Below are 14,600 nucleotides of genomic sequence, written 5' to 3'. Positions count from 1 at the left end.
TTTAATATAAAACAGTTAAGCCCAAATTGCTCTAGTCCAACGACAGACATTTGGGCTTAATGGTGTTATCTACACTTTTCTTATTCTTTCTAACTTTATTATTTAGAATTCACGAGGCTGTGAGCGCGCTTTATGTTGGTACAAGTTGCTTTACCCGTCCCCCTTTATCGGGTATTTGACTATAGCGTATCAGCTGATAGTTCTGCCATCCCTGGCATCGGTAGCCGCGTGGAAGTCTCATTTGGTCGACAAACCTTAATCGGTATTGTCATTGCGCACATTACCCAAGCTGATAGCAGCGTTCCTAGCAATAAACTAAAACCTATCAATCAAAGCTTAGATGCTGAACCAATTCTAGATAGTAAAATGCTCAAGCTAGCCTATTGGCTTGCGCGTTATTATCATTATCCGCTTGGTGACGTGTTGGCAGTGATGCTGCCAAGCCTAATACGCCAAGGCAAACCGCTCGATTTACTCATCACTCACTGGCGGATCCTGCCACATATTAATGACGATGATTTTCGTGCGAATGCCAACAAGCAAAAACAACAGTTCGATATGCTCAAACTACATGGCGAACGCGGTGCGAGTGAAGAGGTGCTGTTACTAGAAGGTATGCAGCGAGCGTTTTTAAAGACCTTAGAAGATAAAGGCCTCATTGAACGCTATATTCAACCTAAAACCACGCCGACTGCGGTAACATTAGCCAAAATGCCACTCGATATGAATACGGAGCAAAAGCTAGCCGTTGAGGCTATTATCGCCGCACACAGTGCAGGACGTTATAGCGGAATTTTATTAAATGGCATTACTGGTAGTGGTAAAACTGAAGTCTATTTGCAGGCAATGCAAACAGTGTTAGAGGCGGGCCAGCAGGTACTAATCTTGGTGCCAGAGATTGGCCTAACGCCGCAGACGCGGGCGCGTTTTGCCAGCCGTTTCGCCGCACAGATTGTGCTATTGCACTCAGGGATGACCAATACCTACCGTATGCAAGGCTGGCAAGATTGCCGTACCGGCCACGCACAAATTATTATCGGTACCCGCTCAGCGGTCCTGTATCCCTTTGCAAACTTAGGGCTGATTATCGTTGATGAAGCCCATGATGCTTCTTATAAGCAACAAGACACCTTGCGTTATCATGCTGCTGATGTTGCTTTATATCGCGGACTACAATGTAATGTTCCCGTGGTGCTCGGCACAGCAACCCCCACCCTTGAACACTTAAAGCTAGTCGATGATGGCAAACTCATTGAATGCCAACTACGCACCCGTCCTGGCAATGCTAACCCTGCTACGATGCAACTTATTGATGCGCGGCTGCAAAGCACCCACCAGCAAGCACAAGACGATGGTGCACGCTATGACACTGGCCTGACTGATGCACTAATTGGCGCCATTCGGCAAACATTAGAAGCTGGCAATCAAGTGTTGATATTCTTAAATCGACGTGGTTATGCCCCTGTCTTGTTGTGCGAGGCTTGTGGTTGGCAAGCGGACTGCCCGCGTTGTGATGCCCATTTAACCGTGCACTATAGCAGCCAAGCACAGCACAGCTCTTACTTGAAGTGCCATCATTGTGACTGGCAGGCTTATATTCCAGCTGCTTGTCCTGATTGCAGCAGCCAAAATTTAAACGCTAAGGGCATGGGAACTACGAGACTAAGCGAAAACCTACACGCTATCTTTGCCAACCCACAAACCAGTAAAGACCTGTATCCTATTATTCAAATTGACCGCGATACCACGCGCCGTAAAGACAGTTGGGAGAAGATTTACCAGCAGATTAATCAAGGTCAACCGGCGATCCTAGTCGGCACGCAAATGGTGGCCAAAGGTCATCATTTTCCCGACGTCACTCTAGTATGCCTGCCTAATGCCGATCGTGGATTTTTGTCCGCCGACTTTCGCTCACCGGAGCATACTGCCCAACTTATGATTCAAGTTGCTGGACGTGCCGGGCGCGGTGATAAGGCTGGGCGGGTATTGATTCAAACGCTACAACCTGACAACCCACTACTGCTAAAACTAGTCAAAGATGGCTATTTGCCCTTCGCACGCGAGTTGTTACAAGAGCGCAAAATGATGGGTCTACCCCCTTATAGCCACGCGGCTTTAATACGCTGCGAAGGTAAGACGCTGGCAGCGACCACTCAAGCGCTTAAAGACGCCATTGCCAGCCTGCCAGCTGCACATCATTTAGCGGTACTCGGCCCTATTGATGCCCCTATGAGTAAGAAAAACAGCCGTTACCACTCTCAACTTTTATTATTAGCAAAAGATCGTCAGCAGCTACATCGTGTTTTAAGTCACTGGTGGCAGCCGGTACTGGCCATGCCCAGTAGCAAGTACCTCAAGTTAACTTTAGATATTGATCCAGTCGGTTGGTGATATAGTCAACCCTATATAAATAGGCCATATCGTCAGACTCGCCTACTGTACTTGGTGTGATGTTGGCGTTCGTTTGTCTGGTATTACTTGTCTGGTTTCGACTGGGTACTAGAGTACAGTAGTAATATTAGGTACTGTCAAATTTTTATTAATCCCCGTTATTTTTACTTCGCTGTTACAGCTTCTAATAAATAAATATGCTAGATTCCCTTCATCTGTCTAGCAATACATAACGCTAGACGAGTTCGTTTTTGCTACTTTATGCCAAGGTTATGGTTGTTGTTATGATCGGCTTAAAGTAGCAGTTGTGAATTTTCCATTATTTTGAGTGTTGTTATGAGCGCAAAAATTCCCGATTTTGAACAAAACAACAGCCATGATAGCCATAATCATGCTGCAGCCGCAAGCACGGCAGCACCAAATACCAAAGGTTACCAACGCACTTTATTGTTTAGTTTTATCATTATTACTGGCTATATGTTTATTGAAGCGATTGGTGGTTGGCTAACCGGTAGCTTGGCATTATTATCGGACGCCGGTCATATGCTCAGTGATGCGGTGGCACTGGGTGCCACACTCATGGCATTCAAGATCGGTGAAAAAGCGGCTACTCGTCAAAAGACCTTTGGCTATAAACGCTTTGAAATTTTGGTTGCTAGCGTTAACGGTATAACCCTAGTGGTTATCGCCCTGATGATCTTTTACGAAGCCATTAAGCGCTTCAACTCGCCACCAGACATTGCGACCCAAGGTATGCTGATCATTGCTACCATCGGTATGCTGGTCAATATCTTAGTCGCGTGGTTAATGCATCGCAGTAGCAACGATGGCGAGGGTCACGGGCACAGCCATGGCCCAACTACAGCTGAACTATCTGCTGATAATGTAGAGACAGCTGACCATAAGAAATCTGCTACGAAAAAACCTGCCAACCTTAATATGCAAAGTGCCTACTTGCACGTCTTGAGCGACTTGCTAGGGTCAGTCGCCGCCATTATTGCTGCATTATTAATGATGGGCTTTGGTTGGATATGGGCAGATGCAGCGGCCTCAGTCATCGTTGCCGTGCTGATATTATTCAGCGGCTATCGTGTAGTCCGAGATTCGGTGCATATATTAATGGAAGGCACGCCAAAAGGCCTATCTTTAGAGGTAATTGAGCAAAGCTTATTGGATCATTCACAAGTACAGAAAATACATGATTTACACGTTTGGAGCATTACTAGCGGTCTCAACGCGCTATCTTGTCATGTGGTTGTTGATAGTGACATGAGCATTCATGAAGCAAGCCTATTAATCGCTGAGCTAGATCAACGCTTACAAGAGCTGAGTATCAGTCATACGACCATTCAAGTTGAAAGCCTCACACACCCACATACTCAAACCCATGGCGATGCCTTAGTCTGTGGCATAGCAGAGCGTCCAATGAGCAATAATGGTGGACATCAGGGTCATTCTCACTGAGCATTCATACCTGTTAAATGATAAGTGATAATTATCGTTAATTGATTCAGTCACTAAAGTATGATTTAACCAACATTAAATCTACGCGGCTTTATATGGTTGTGTTAGCATATTAAAATAGTTGCTAAAATAGCATAGCCAGCCGTTCGCCCATTTTCGCTGCTATAAACCATATAGATTTGAATGACTTACTAACTTCTACCTGATGAATTACTGCCATGTCTAGACGCTCAGCTCCCTTTGTTGCTCCCAATTATATTAGCAGCCCTATAGACGGTGATATTGACGAGCCTATCTCAAAAGAGGCCAAAAAACACGCCAAAGTTTTGCTATCCGCCCTGCAAGAAGATATTGCGAGTTTCCGTAAGCAGCAGTTTCCACCTGATATTTTACGTCAAATCCGTGATATGCCTATCTATGAAGGTAATTTAGCCGAAGTGCAAGCTTATCAGCAGCGTTGGCAAAACCTGCTTGACCGTGCTATGGCATTTTATCCTGCCGCCTATCTACCACCTGATCATTTACCGCTACCTGCTAGCCTTGAAATCCCCCAATTTATTTATCATGTTCAGCGTCTACATCTAACCAAAACTCATGCTAAAGAGTCCAAAAGCTTCGGCTCAGTAGGCGCGCTAACTGATAAATGTGGTGAGTATACGCCACAAGAGCTTGAGCGATTATCAGCGGTATTTGAGAATGATGATGAGGCACGACTAGTAGCACATCGTGAGTTTATTGACTTGCGCGCCTATGTTTTTTGTCGAGACCATAAAGGTGAGATGTTGGAACCTGAACGCATCCGTTTCTATCGCACTGGGCTGATTGTCCAGGCCTTACCTGATTTTAAAATTGTTGATAGTCGGCAAACACCGCGTAAGCGCCGTAACGATGCTTATAATAATCCGCTCGCGGACAACAGCATATGGAAGATCTATCATAAAAAGTAGCTTATATTGAGGTTTTTTTATTGTTGTACTAATTTTATATTGCTGGTTTCATAGTAACTATTAAGGAGCTAAGATGTTCGCTGCCGCCGCCGGCTCACCAAATTTAATGTTACAAGCTACGATTTTTTTGGGCGCAGCGCTACTCTTTGTACCACTTGGAAAACGCTTTGGTATTGCAACCGTTTTAGGCTATCTAATCACTGGACTAATATTAGGGCCAAGTGCATTAGATGTGGCAGGCGACGCCGAAAGCTTATTACACTTTTCTGAGTTTGGCGTAGTCATGCTGCTGTTCATTATCGGGCTTGAGCTCCAACCCTCACGCTTATGGGCGCTACGTCGTTCGATATTTGTACTTGGTGGCTTGCAAGTCGGTCTGACCGGTACGCTATTAATGGCGATTCTATATCATTACTTTTCCCTACAGTTAGATACTGCTTTTATTGTCGGCTTTGGCTTAGCGCTGTCCTCTACCGCCTTTGTACTACAGATCCTCACCGAAAAACAACAGCTATCCAGCACGCATGGTCGTGAAGCCTTTACCATTTTGTTATTTCAAGATATCGCCGTTATTCCTTTGTTAGCTGTGATTCCGTTTTTGTCAGGCGTGCGCGAACAAAGCTACGATTTAATTTACTTTATTAAAGTGGTTGCTGTGTTTGCCGGTCTCATCTTTGCTAGCCGCTATGTGGTCCGACCTTTCTTTAAATTTGTCGCCTCAAGTGGCGCATCAGAATTATTGACCGCTGTGGCACTATTTATTGTGATGGGCGTATCAATATTGATGGGACAGATCGGTCTGTCGATGGCCTTGGGTGCATTTTTGACCGGGGTATTGCTTGCTGACTCAGAGTATCGTCACGAGTTAGAAGCCAGTATTGAACCTTTTAAAGGGCTATTACTAGGCTTGTTTTTTATGTCGGTAGGTATGCTTACCGATGTCAAACTCATTATGGCGCAGCCAGTATTTATCATTAGTTGTGCCATTGTCTTGATGTTAGTCAAGTTCGGCGTAGTGACTGCTATTGCCAAGATATCAGGTAATCGCTGGCCAACCAGTATTCGCTTGGGGGTCACCTTAGCCCAGGGTGGTGAGTTTGCATTTGTGTTGTTCAGTGTGGCTAGTGCACAAAATGTCTTGCAACCTGAACTGTCCAATACCCTCAATCTGATTGTGACTATTTCTATGGCACTCACCCCAGTGGCATTTTTATTGTTAGAAAAAATTGGTGAGCCTCTGTTTGCGAAGGGCAAGCCAAGTCCTGAATATGATACGATTCCTGATCATGAGCATCCGGTGATTATTGCCGGTTTTGGGCGGGTTGGGCAAATTATTGGTCGCGTACTGCGCATGCACAACATTGAATTCACTGCTATTGAACGTTCAGCGAATCGAGTGGATTTTGTTCGTAAATTTGGTAACCAAGTCTATTATGGCGATCCAAAAAACCCTGAAATCCTACGTGCTGCTGGGATCAGTAAAGCCCGAATATTTATCATTGCCGTTGATGATTTAGAACGCTCTATTACTACGGCTGAGTACCTCCGTAAAAACTATCCTGATTTGATTGTGCTGGCGCGTGCCCGTGATAGGCAGCATTACTATCGGCTACGTGAGGTTGGGGTTCGCCATATTTGGCGTGAGACCTATTTGTCATCTTTGGATATGTCGCGTGAATCACTACAGTTGCTCGGTATCTCACCTGAAAAAGCGCACGAAACCATTAAAACCTTTCGTGATTACGACGATGACTTAATTGAACGTCAACAAGCCATCTACGATGATGAAGCGCGCATGATTGAATCCGCCCAGTCGGCCATGGCAGAGCTTGAAAGTTTATTTGACGAGGACATTGATAAAGCCCGTAAGATGGATTTAAGTGATTTTTATGAGGCTCTTAAGAACCAAGCAACCCCTGTTGATAATAGCTCAGACGATATCACTACTGACCCTAAAACTTAGTAAGTGTCCAATCAAATAGCTATCTAATCCAATAACTATCTAGTTAAATAGCTATCAAACCAGACACCCGTCAATTGGCGATAAAACTTGAATATGGCTAAACGCTCAAGGTCTAGCCATGATAATTTAGCCGTATTTATAAACACCAGAGCCTAATCATCAATGCAGTAAGCAGGCGCTTGCTTCTTATTCAGCGAGCTTGTACAACGCCAGCTATTGTTATCAACATTGTGATAAAACATCAATGTCTGATCATTCAGGTGACGAATTGGAAACTTAACATTTTGAATGGTCGCCCATACCACACAATCTGCTTTAGGCGCGCCAGCTGCTTGAGTAGTAATTTGAATACGCACCTGCGGCTCATCGATGCTCAGTGGTAAGTCAATAGGGCACCGCCCGGTCTGCTGATAGAGTAATGCCACTCTATTTTGCGTGGTTTTGGCAATGTCATAAGTATTAAACAGCACCTCATTCTCTTTTGGCTTAGCGATAATGGGTAAAAACTGCACATAAATTACCATCAGTGCAAAAGCAAAGAACCCAAAGCCCAGTCCTAATCCGTATAGACTGACCCCGCCTTCCCGTTTTAAATGGTCTTTTTGCGCCGCCTCGTCACGCGGATTGTCTTCGAGCGCATCAGCAATTTCACGCCGCGCCACACGATAGTAATAAGCATCAGTCCAACGTGCCACCATAAATGCCCAGAATAACCAAATTATTCCTGCAATACCTATGCGGGTTGCCATATGATGAGCATCTGGAATATAGGATATTATCGCAAACTCAACAAACACCAGCGCCATAACGACATTGAGCTGGATAAACGACCAACCCGCTACACTGTAGACAAGCGCGTCCATATAACGCTTACGATAGAGCAGCCAAGGAAAGGTAATAAAAAATGCAGCCCAGTGCCATTTTGGTGATAGATATCCCTGCTTATCAAATTGCTCAAAACGCTTGAGATAATAGCTTTGCGTACGATGTCCAATAAACCATTGGTCCAGCTGTTTGCGTTTAGTAGGCGTTAGCCGTTCTTGATAAAACGGTGGCGGCGAATCCGTCTCGATAAATAACATGGCAGTAGGCTCTATTAGTCATTAAAAGGTTAATAAAACGTATGTGAGCAGACCTCTATTATATGACAACGCTAAAATGAATGTATACAATAACTCTTAAATCAGACCTTGCAAAAGCTTCCTAAAATCAAGACCTTTAAATCCGTATAAGACCCTGCAAAGGAGCTAAAGTATGATAGTCGTTCACACTAGAAATTATTTAACTTATAATACGCTCATACCCCTCACTTTATAAAGCACTAGTAACCCTATGAGTCAACATTCCGATACCAATGATAACCTCAGTACCCCTGACGACGATAACCTCAATACTGCTAACCACCAAACGCCTCACTCAGCTAATGACCCACACGAGGACTGCGACGGTAATGTGGGCGCGCCTGCCCTAAACGCTGAAACTACTGAAACTACTGAGACCGAGTCCAAGACTGAACCAAGCAAGCGTATTCGTATCGTCAACACCTTTATGAAACGCCGTACACACATGAATAAAAATGCCGAGCAGGCATTAACAGATCCAGATTTTGCGCAGTATTTGGTTAATAATAGCTTCGGTGATGGCAATCTTGATGAGATTCATGACTTGCGTACGCTGTTCGCTGATACACCTAATGGTAGTGACGCGCCACTTACGCTAGAGATTGGTTTTGGGCTTGGTGACTCCTTCATCGAAATGGCAGCTGCTGACCCAGCGCGTAACTTTGTGGGTATCGAAGTGCACGAGCCAGGTATTGGCAAGTGTGCCTATATGGCAGGTACGCAACACTTAACTAATGTCAAAATTATTAATGGTGATGCCGTGCAATTGCTAAAGCAGCTACCAGAAAATCATATTGATCGCATCCAACTTTACTTCCCTGATCCATGGCAAAAAAAGCGCCATTATAAGCGCCGTTTTGTCAGCCCAGAACGTATGGCAATCGTTACCCGTAGTCTTAAACAGGGCGGCTGGTTTCATACTGCAACTGATTGGGAACATTACGCCTTTTGGATGGTTGAAGTGTTGGATAACTTACCCGGGTTAAACAACCAAGCTGGTACGGGTAACTTTACGCTGCGCCCTGACTTTCGTCCGATGACTAAATTTGAACGTCGTGGACTGCAAAGTGGACATGGTGTTTGGGATTTGATCTATATTAAAGAATAAAGCCGGTTTATGTCAGCAGTCCACAAAGATATAAATAGCATTGATACTAAAAAATCAAGCGCGAGCGATACCTAATTGTGTACGGTCAGCGAGGTTGATACAATAGCAGTCTTGTGGTGAGCAGACTGTAGTTTTACTCTTGATAACATTTAAATGTAGCGGCTGATACACACAGCCGCTTTTTTGTGTACTCTATTTGACTGGCTGTTATTTCAGGTCTAATATTGGCTAATGTCCTTGCATGATTAGCGCATACAGAGTGCTTGCTATTTTTAGTAAGTATCGTAACAGTCCGTTATAACCACTACTTGTTGGATGTGACCCTAATTAATCACTAAAACCAATAAGCCTATAAGATGTGAAACATTACTCCTGCCTCATTTTTTGTAGGCTTGCTTGTCCCTAATTGGCACCCGAATAGGCTTTATTCACCGCTGTAGTATCTTTCCTGATCTGCGCAAACCTCGGTAATAGAAGGGCTACATGAGTTCTCCCCATAAGCTGTGGATAACCATGTGGATAAGTCGGCACTTGACACGTATCTGCCTTGATAGCTTAAAGGTTAAGGTAAAATTGGTTACTTTTTATACAAAAAATAAATACTTTAAAATCAATAACTTATATTTAATATATAAACATAATAATTTATTTTTAATTTGTTTAAAATAAATTATTATCTTAGCTATGTTTCACAATTGCTAAATAAATAATTTTTATTTACTGTGGACAACTTATAATTTTATTGACAAATGGCTTCAATAGCTGTTCCCAAATTATATTATAAGGATGATTTTTTTATCTTTTTTTCTATAAAAAGTCAGTAGATAGCATGCGACATCCAGTGTCGTTTAGCATGTACTTACCGCTAACGTTACCCTTAATTTTTGCTATAATTGCCTTATCTGATCAAGTAGAGAGTAGCTGATCAAATATTCAACAGGCCACGACCCTTCTAGTAACTCACCCAAAATCTATCGAAATGCACCGTTATTCTGAACTTATTTTTGCTCCTTTTATGACTTACTTTTACTGTATAGTAGAATGATATGTCCCGCATAATCTGTGAAAAAATTATGCTATACCTTGCCCCATAACGTTTTAATGATGGGTGCCACTTTATAATTTAAGATCAAGCCAATCGAAGATAAATACCATTCAATCAGCGCTATTGACTACCAAAGCTATTATAAATTTATAGTTCCAAATGACTCATTGATGACAAAGGAATCCAGTATGGACGACAATAAAGCCAAAGCTCTTAAAGCAGCATTAGGTCAAATTGAAAAGCAATTTGGCAAAAACACTATTATGCATTTGGGCGATAACTCTACAGCATTAGATGTAGATGTGGTCTCAACCGGTTCGTTAGGACTAGATATTGCCCTAGGTATTGGCGGCCTGCCTAAAGGCCGTATCGTTGAAATTTATGGTCCTGAAAGTTCAGGTAAGACCACCATGACCCTGCAAGCGATTGCACAGTGTCAAAAACAAGGCGGTACTTGCGCCTTTATCGATGCTGAGCATGCACTAGACCCAGTCTACGCTCGAGCGCTTGGGGTAAAAACTGATGACCTATTGGTCTCTCAACCCGATAATGGTGAGCAAGCGCTTGAGATTACCGATATGTTAGTGCGTTCAGGTGCTATCGACATGATCGTAATTGACTCCGTTGCAGCCTTGACCCCGCGCGCCGAAATTGAAGGCGAGATGGGCGATTCGCATATGGGTCTGCAAGCCCGCTTGATGAGCCAAGCCTTACGTAAAATCACAGGTAATGCCAAGCGCTCTAACTGTATGGTGGTATTTATTAACCAAATCCGTATGAAAATTGGTGTGATGTTTGGTAGCCCAGAGACCACCACTGGTGGTAATGCACTGAAATTCTACGCTTCTATACGTATGGATATTCGTCGTATTGGCGCGATCAAAAATGGCGATGAAATTATCGGTAACCAAACCCGAGTTAAGGTCATTAAGAATAAAATGGCACCGCCATTCCGTCAGGCAGAATTTGAAATCACATATGGTCTAGGGACCAATCACTTAGCCGAAGTCATTGATTTGGGTGTTGAGATAGGCGCAGTGGGCAAAGCTGGATCATGGTATAGCTATGGCGATGAAAAAATCGGTCAAGGCAAGGCCAATTCAGTGATATTTTTGAGAGAGAATCCTGTAATTGCTGAAGAGATTGAAGCTAAAATTCGCGCTGAAAAATTGGGTGTGGCTGATGATAGTAAAGAACCAGATACAGCTAAGACCAATAAAGAATTAAAAGCTGATAAAGAATTAGAGGCAGCACCAGTACAATAACTGTTTATCATCTGCCCTTTATTGACTATTGACTGACTGTTATGAAGATTAAAACATTAGCTGAAATCCTAGCCGAGTCAGATTCTGACTCGGCTAACTCGTCTGAGTCTAAACAAAAACTCACCAAACAAAAACCATTCTCTAAAGCTTATAGTGACGCTAGTAGTGACGCTAATACGCGCCCCTCTGGATCCAAGAGAGAGTCCCTAAATTCAAAAGGTCAGCGATCTTCTGATGCTGATGACTCTACTACTTTTGATTCTACTGCTACCTCCTCTTCCTCTAACCACTCTAAAACCAAGTCCAAGAAGAGAAAGAAACGCTTCCATCCTGCAGCAAATTTTGCGCTTGACCCTAGTGATGCACCAACTTATCAGCCTCCTGCAGCACAAAGTATCAAGGAGATGTTAGCTGAGATAAAACGTGAGATTCATGACGATGATAAAAATGTGACCGATAATGTTTTAGAAGGAGACACTACTTTAGAAGCAGGTAGTACTTTAGAGATAAATACTGAGTCAGGGGCTAATATAGCAAGTACAGAAGTCGATAACCTACCCTCTGCGCTTAAGGCTTACTTACGTACTCCTGAACAGCGGCAAGCAGATATAGACGCTATTAAAGCCGAAAGTCGTTTGCGGTGGTTGGCGTTTTATTATTTATCACGCCGTGAACATGGCAAGGCGGAGCTTAAGCAAAAGCTGATTGATAAAGAACAAAACCCTGACAAGATTGACGCGTTACTAGAAGAATTTGAGAGTAAAGGCTATCAGAGTGACTACCGAACTACCTTGATGCTGATCCGTGAAAGCATTCGTAAAGGTCGGGGCCGCGGTCGTATCAAGCAAGATTTTTATCAGAAAAAAATAGCCATGCCCAGCAATATAGATGAGCTAATTGACATGGCAAACGCAGAATCTGATGAGTTTAGAGAGTTTGTTGATGACAACCCAGACAGCTTGGTTGAGGGCGTTGATTGGCTCAAGCTCGCTGTCATTGCCCGGATTAAGAAATATGGCGATGACATACCCACTGAACAAAAGGACAAAGCCAAACAACTGCGGTTTTTACAATACCGCGGCTTCAATACTGATATTTGCTTTCAAGCGCTCCGCTATACCCTAGACAATTTAGAGGAACGCTTTTAGCTTAAGAGGAACGTTTTTAGCTTAGATTATTAGCGCCTGTTTAAGGACTAACTGTCATCAATAATGCTTAATAATATTCAGTAATAATAGTCGTTTACTTTAGCGTACCTAGACGGCTAGATAATTGGCTGATGATTTGATCAATTTCTTGATTAGCCTCAGTTTCATTATCCAAGTTACCCTGAGGTGTCAACTGATTCATGACTTCAGGGAGTAGTTCAGAGAGACCTTGACGCACTTCCATCTCATTAGCACCGGTATGAGCCGCTACTTGTTGAATTTCTTGTTCATCAAACAGGCGATTGATCTCATTAGGGTCGAGATTGTCATTTAACTCCTGATTGCTCATCCAAGATCGCGCTTGATTGTCATAACCCAGCCCTATTATTTTTGATAACGCACCGCTCAAACCCCCATTACGCTGAATCCAACTCAGTACCATTGGCATAAGGGCGGCAACTAACATTCCTTTACCACCAAAGCCACCCTTATTACCCTGACCACCCAATACGCTACCTAAAATATCACCTAATCCACCACTACCTGCACTTATGCTGCCGCGTTGGTTGCCATCACTATTGCCACTACTGTTGCCAGCAATCAGACCGCCCAAAATATCATCCAGGCCGAAACCATTGTCGGCTTGACGATCATATTGCTGCGGATTGTAATCGCATGGCTGATTACGGCTGCCTGTTAATACCCCACCTAAGATATCACCCAACCCGCCAGTACGACGTGGGGTAATACGCTGATTAATAGGATTACGCTGGGCATCTTCTGAATCAATGGCACTGCGCGCCACTTGTGACACTAGATTTCCTAATAAACTCATAACCTGATCCTTTTATTATCATATCGTTGATTGTCTTAAACCTTTATTCTTATGATTTTTATTCCTACCTGTAGCCACTGCCGTGCAGGCGATAAATGGGCTTATAACTTTACCTAAATATAGCAAATACCTTTTACTATTTAGATAGCTATTTTGTTATGGCATGTAGGACTTCGTTAGCACATATAGAATAAAATCAATTTTAATAATGAAGGATAGATTATTGCGGTGTAGGTCGTGACGCATTGCGTTATGAACTATTAGGTTGTAGATCATAATCGTATAGACAATCACGCTATAAATAGTATTTAGGAGACAATACTTAAGAGACAGTACTTAAGAGACAGTATTTAGGAGATAGCGTTTAAGAGACAGTACTTAAGTCGTTTTTGTAGGGAAGACATTGGCTAAAACTTGTAGTTCTCGCCATTGTTCAGTGTTGACTTGATCACGAAATATAGTCACCGATAGAGTGCGCTGACGAGGCTCAACGACTATGAACTTAAAGTTTATTAGCGAATCATAACGATGCACAGTCGCCAATCCAGCTTGCCATAGCTCATCACTACGCTTTGTACGCATAAGCAGTTGCCAATTTCGATCGATACGCTGATGAAGCGGTGGCTGACTCAGGTGTAACAAAATAGGTCGTGACAATGCTAAATAACCTGCTATTACTATACTTATTATTAGTAACAATATGTATTGCCATAAAAATAATGAGGCAAGCCACGCCAACAGCAGCAGTGCGCCGGCTAGACTGCCATATAGCAGCAGCCGTAAATGACTTGACTGTTTAATCGCAGTATCAATACGTAGCGATACTGCCTGTATCGTGTCCTGTGTCATATTTTTAACACTGCAGAATCCGCTCGCTGGCTAGAGGTTAGGGAAGCGGCTGATGATTATCATTTATTTTTTATAGCGATGGGATAAATGACTACAGCAGGTCTTTGGTATGGCGCCAAGTTTTAATCTTATTGACTAGTATCCATATCGCTTCATCCTCAGGCTGACTCTGATTGGTAAAATAATCTAGTAAGTCAGGATCTTCATGAGTCAGCATCTGTGCAAAAGTTTCTTGCTCGGTAGGATCAGCGGTCAAATATAGCTCTTTTACGTATGGACCAATATAAAAATCCAATTCCTTCAATCCACGGCGAGCTTGATAAGTAACACGGCGCTGCTCGTTAGTCGGTTCTGGCTGAATGGCTGGTGGCTGAGTTGTTGTAGTCATAAAGGTAGGCTCATTAGTTAAAGTTAGTTTTGAATTGGCATATAAAGTCTTGCTATAGCAGACTATCAACAATAGG

The 14,600-nt window shown here is 43.1% G+C and carries 11 protein-coding genes; 7 read left to right on the top strand and 4 right to left on the bottom strand.

The genetic code is table 11. The features are described 5' to 3' along the window. Positions 1 to 132: 132 nt before the first annotated feature. The 4 genes from RCH20_RS02440 (at position 133) to RCH20_RS02425 (ending at position 6,765) form a co-directional block, all read left to right on the top strand. Positions 133 to 2,391 (top strand): primosomal protein N', encoded by a 2,259-nt coding sequence (locus tag RCH20_RS02440; RefSeq protein WP_327192451.1) that lies wholly within the window; start codon positions 133 to 135, stop codon positions 2,389 to 2,391. Positions 2,392 to 2,727: 336 nt separating this feature from the next. Then, the gene (locus RCH20_RS02435) at positions 2,728 to 3,855 is read left to right on the top strand and encodes a cation diffusion facilitator family transporter (RefSeq protein WP_209956493.1); all 1,128 of its coding nucleotides are present in this window, start codon (positions 2,728 to 2,730) and stop codon (positions 3,853 to 3,855) included. A 218-nt stretch (positions 3,856 to 4,073) separates the two neighbouring features. Further along, positions 4,074 to 4,802: a hypothetical protein gene (locus RCH20_RS02430; RefSeq protein WP_327192450.1), complete on the top strand. Its 729-nt coding sequence runs from the start codon at positions 4,074 to 4,076 to the stop codon at positions 4,800 to 4,802. A 73-nt stretch (positions 4,803 to 4,875) separates the two neighbouring features. After that, positions 4,876 to 6,765 (top strand): monovalent cation:proton antiporter-2 (CPA2) family protein, encoded by a 1,890-nt coding sequence (locus tag RCH20_RS02425; protein ID WP_327192449.1) that lies wholly within the window; start codon positions 4,876 to 4,878, stop codon positions 6,763 to 6,765. A 152-nt stretch (positions 6,766 to 6,917) separates the two neighbouring features. Here the strand turns inward: RCH20_RS02425 and RCH20_RS02420 are convergent, their stop codons facing one another. Further along, positions 6,918 to 7,847: a DUF2628 domain-containing protein gene (locus tag RCH20_RS02420; protein ID WP_327192448.1), complete on the bottom strand. Its 930-nt coding sequence runs from the start codon at positions 7,845 to 7,847 to the stop codon at positions 6,918 to 6,920. Positions 7,848 to 8,097: 250 nt separating this feature from the next. Here RCH20_RS02420 and trmB point away from each other — a divergent pair, with 250 nt between their 5' ends. From trmB to RCH20_RS02405, 3 genes are all read left to right on the top strand, one after another. Beyond that, positions 8,098 to 8,994, top strand: a complete 897-nt coding sequence (trmB, locus tag RCH20_RS02415; RefSeq protein WP_327192447.1) for a tRNA (guanosine(46)-N7)-methyltransferase TrmB — start codon at positions 8,098 to 8,100, stop codon at positions 8,992 to 8,994. 1,233 nt (positions 8,995 to 10,227) lie between these two features. Next, positions 10,228 to 11,304: a recombinase RecA gene (gene recA / locus RCH20_RS02410; protein WP_209956488.1), complete on the top strand. Its 1,077-nt coding sequence runs from the start codon at positions 10,228 to 10,230 to the stop codon at positions 11,302 to 11,304. A gap of 41 nt (positions 11,305 to 11,345) precedes the next feature. Next, positions 11,346 to 12,452 (top strand): regulatory protein RecX, encoded by a 1,107-nt coding sequence (locus RCH20_RS02405; protein ID WP_327192446.1) that lies wholly within the window; start codon positions 11,346 to 11,348, stop codon positions 12,450 to 12,452. Between the two features lie 94 nt (positions 12,453 to 12,546). Here RCH20_RS02405 and RCH20_RS02400 read toward each other — a convergent pair whose 3' ends face one another. From RCH20_RS02400 to RCH20_RS02390, 3 genes are all read right to left on the bottom strand, one after another. Next, positions 12,547 to 13,287, bottom strand: a complete 741-nt coding sequence (locus RCH20_RS02400; RefSeq protein ID WP_327192445.1) for a YidB family protein — start codon at positions 13,285 to 13,287, stop codon at positions 12,547 to 12,549. A gap of 378 nt (positions 13,288 to 13,665) precedes the next feature. After that, positions 13,666 to 14,136 (bottom strand): hypothetical protein, encoded by a 471-nt coding sequence (locus tag RCH20_RS02395; RefSeq protein ID WP_209956485.1) that lies wholly within the window; start codon positions 14,134 to 14,136, stop codon positions 13,666 to 13,668. A gap of 91 nt (positions 14,137 to 14,227) precedes the next feature. Further along, positions 14,228 to 14,524: an FAD assembly factor SdhE gene (locus RCH20_RS02390; protein ID WP_209956484.1), complete on the bottom strand. Its 297-nt coding sequence runs from the start codon at positions 14,522 to 14,524 to the stop codon at positions 14,228 to 14,230. Positions 14,525 to 14,600: the final 76 nt, after the last annotated feature.

It is taken from the genome of Psychrobacter sp. PL15 (genome assembly GCF_035984995.1).
In the GTDB taxonomy this organism is placed as follows: domain Bacteria; phylum Pseudomonadota; class Gammaproteobacteria; order Pseudomonadales; family Moraxellaceae; genus Psychrobacter.
The sequence above is the reverse complement of the archived record's forward strand: the minus strand, read 5'-3'. Positions and strand labels throughout refer to the sequence as shown.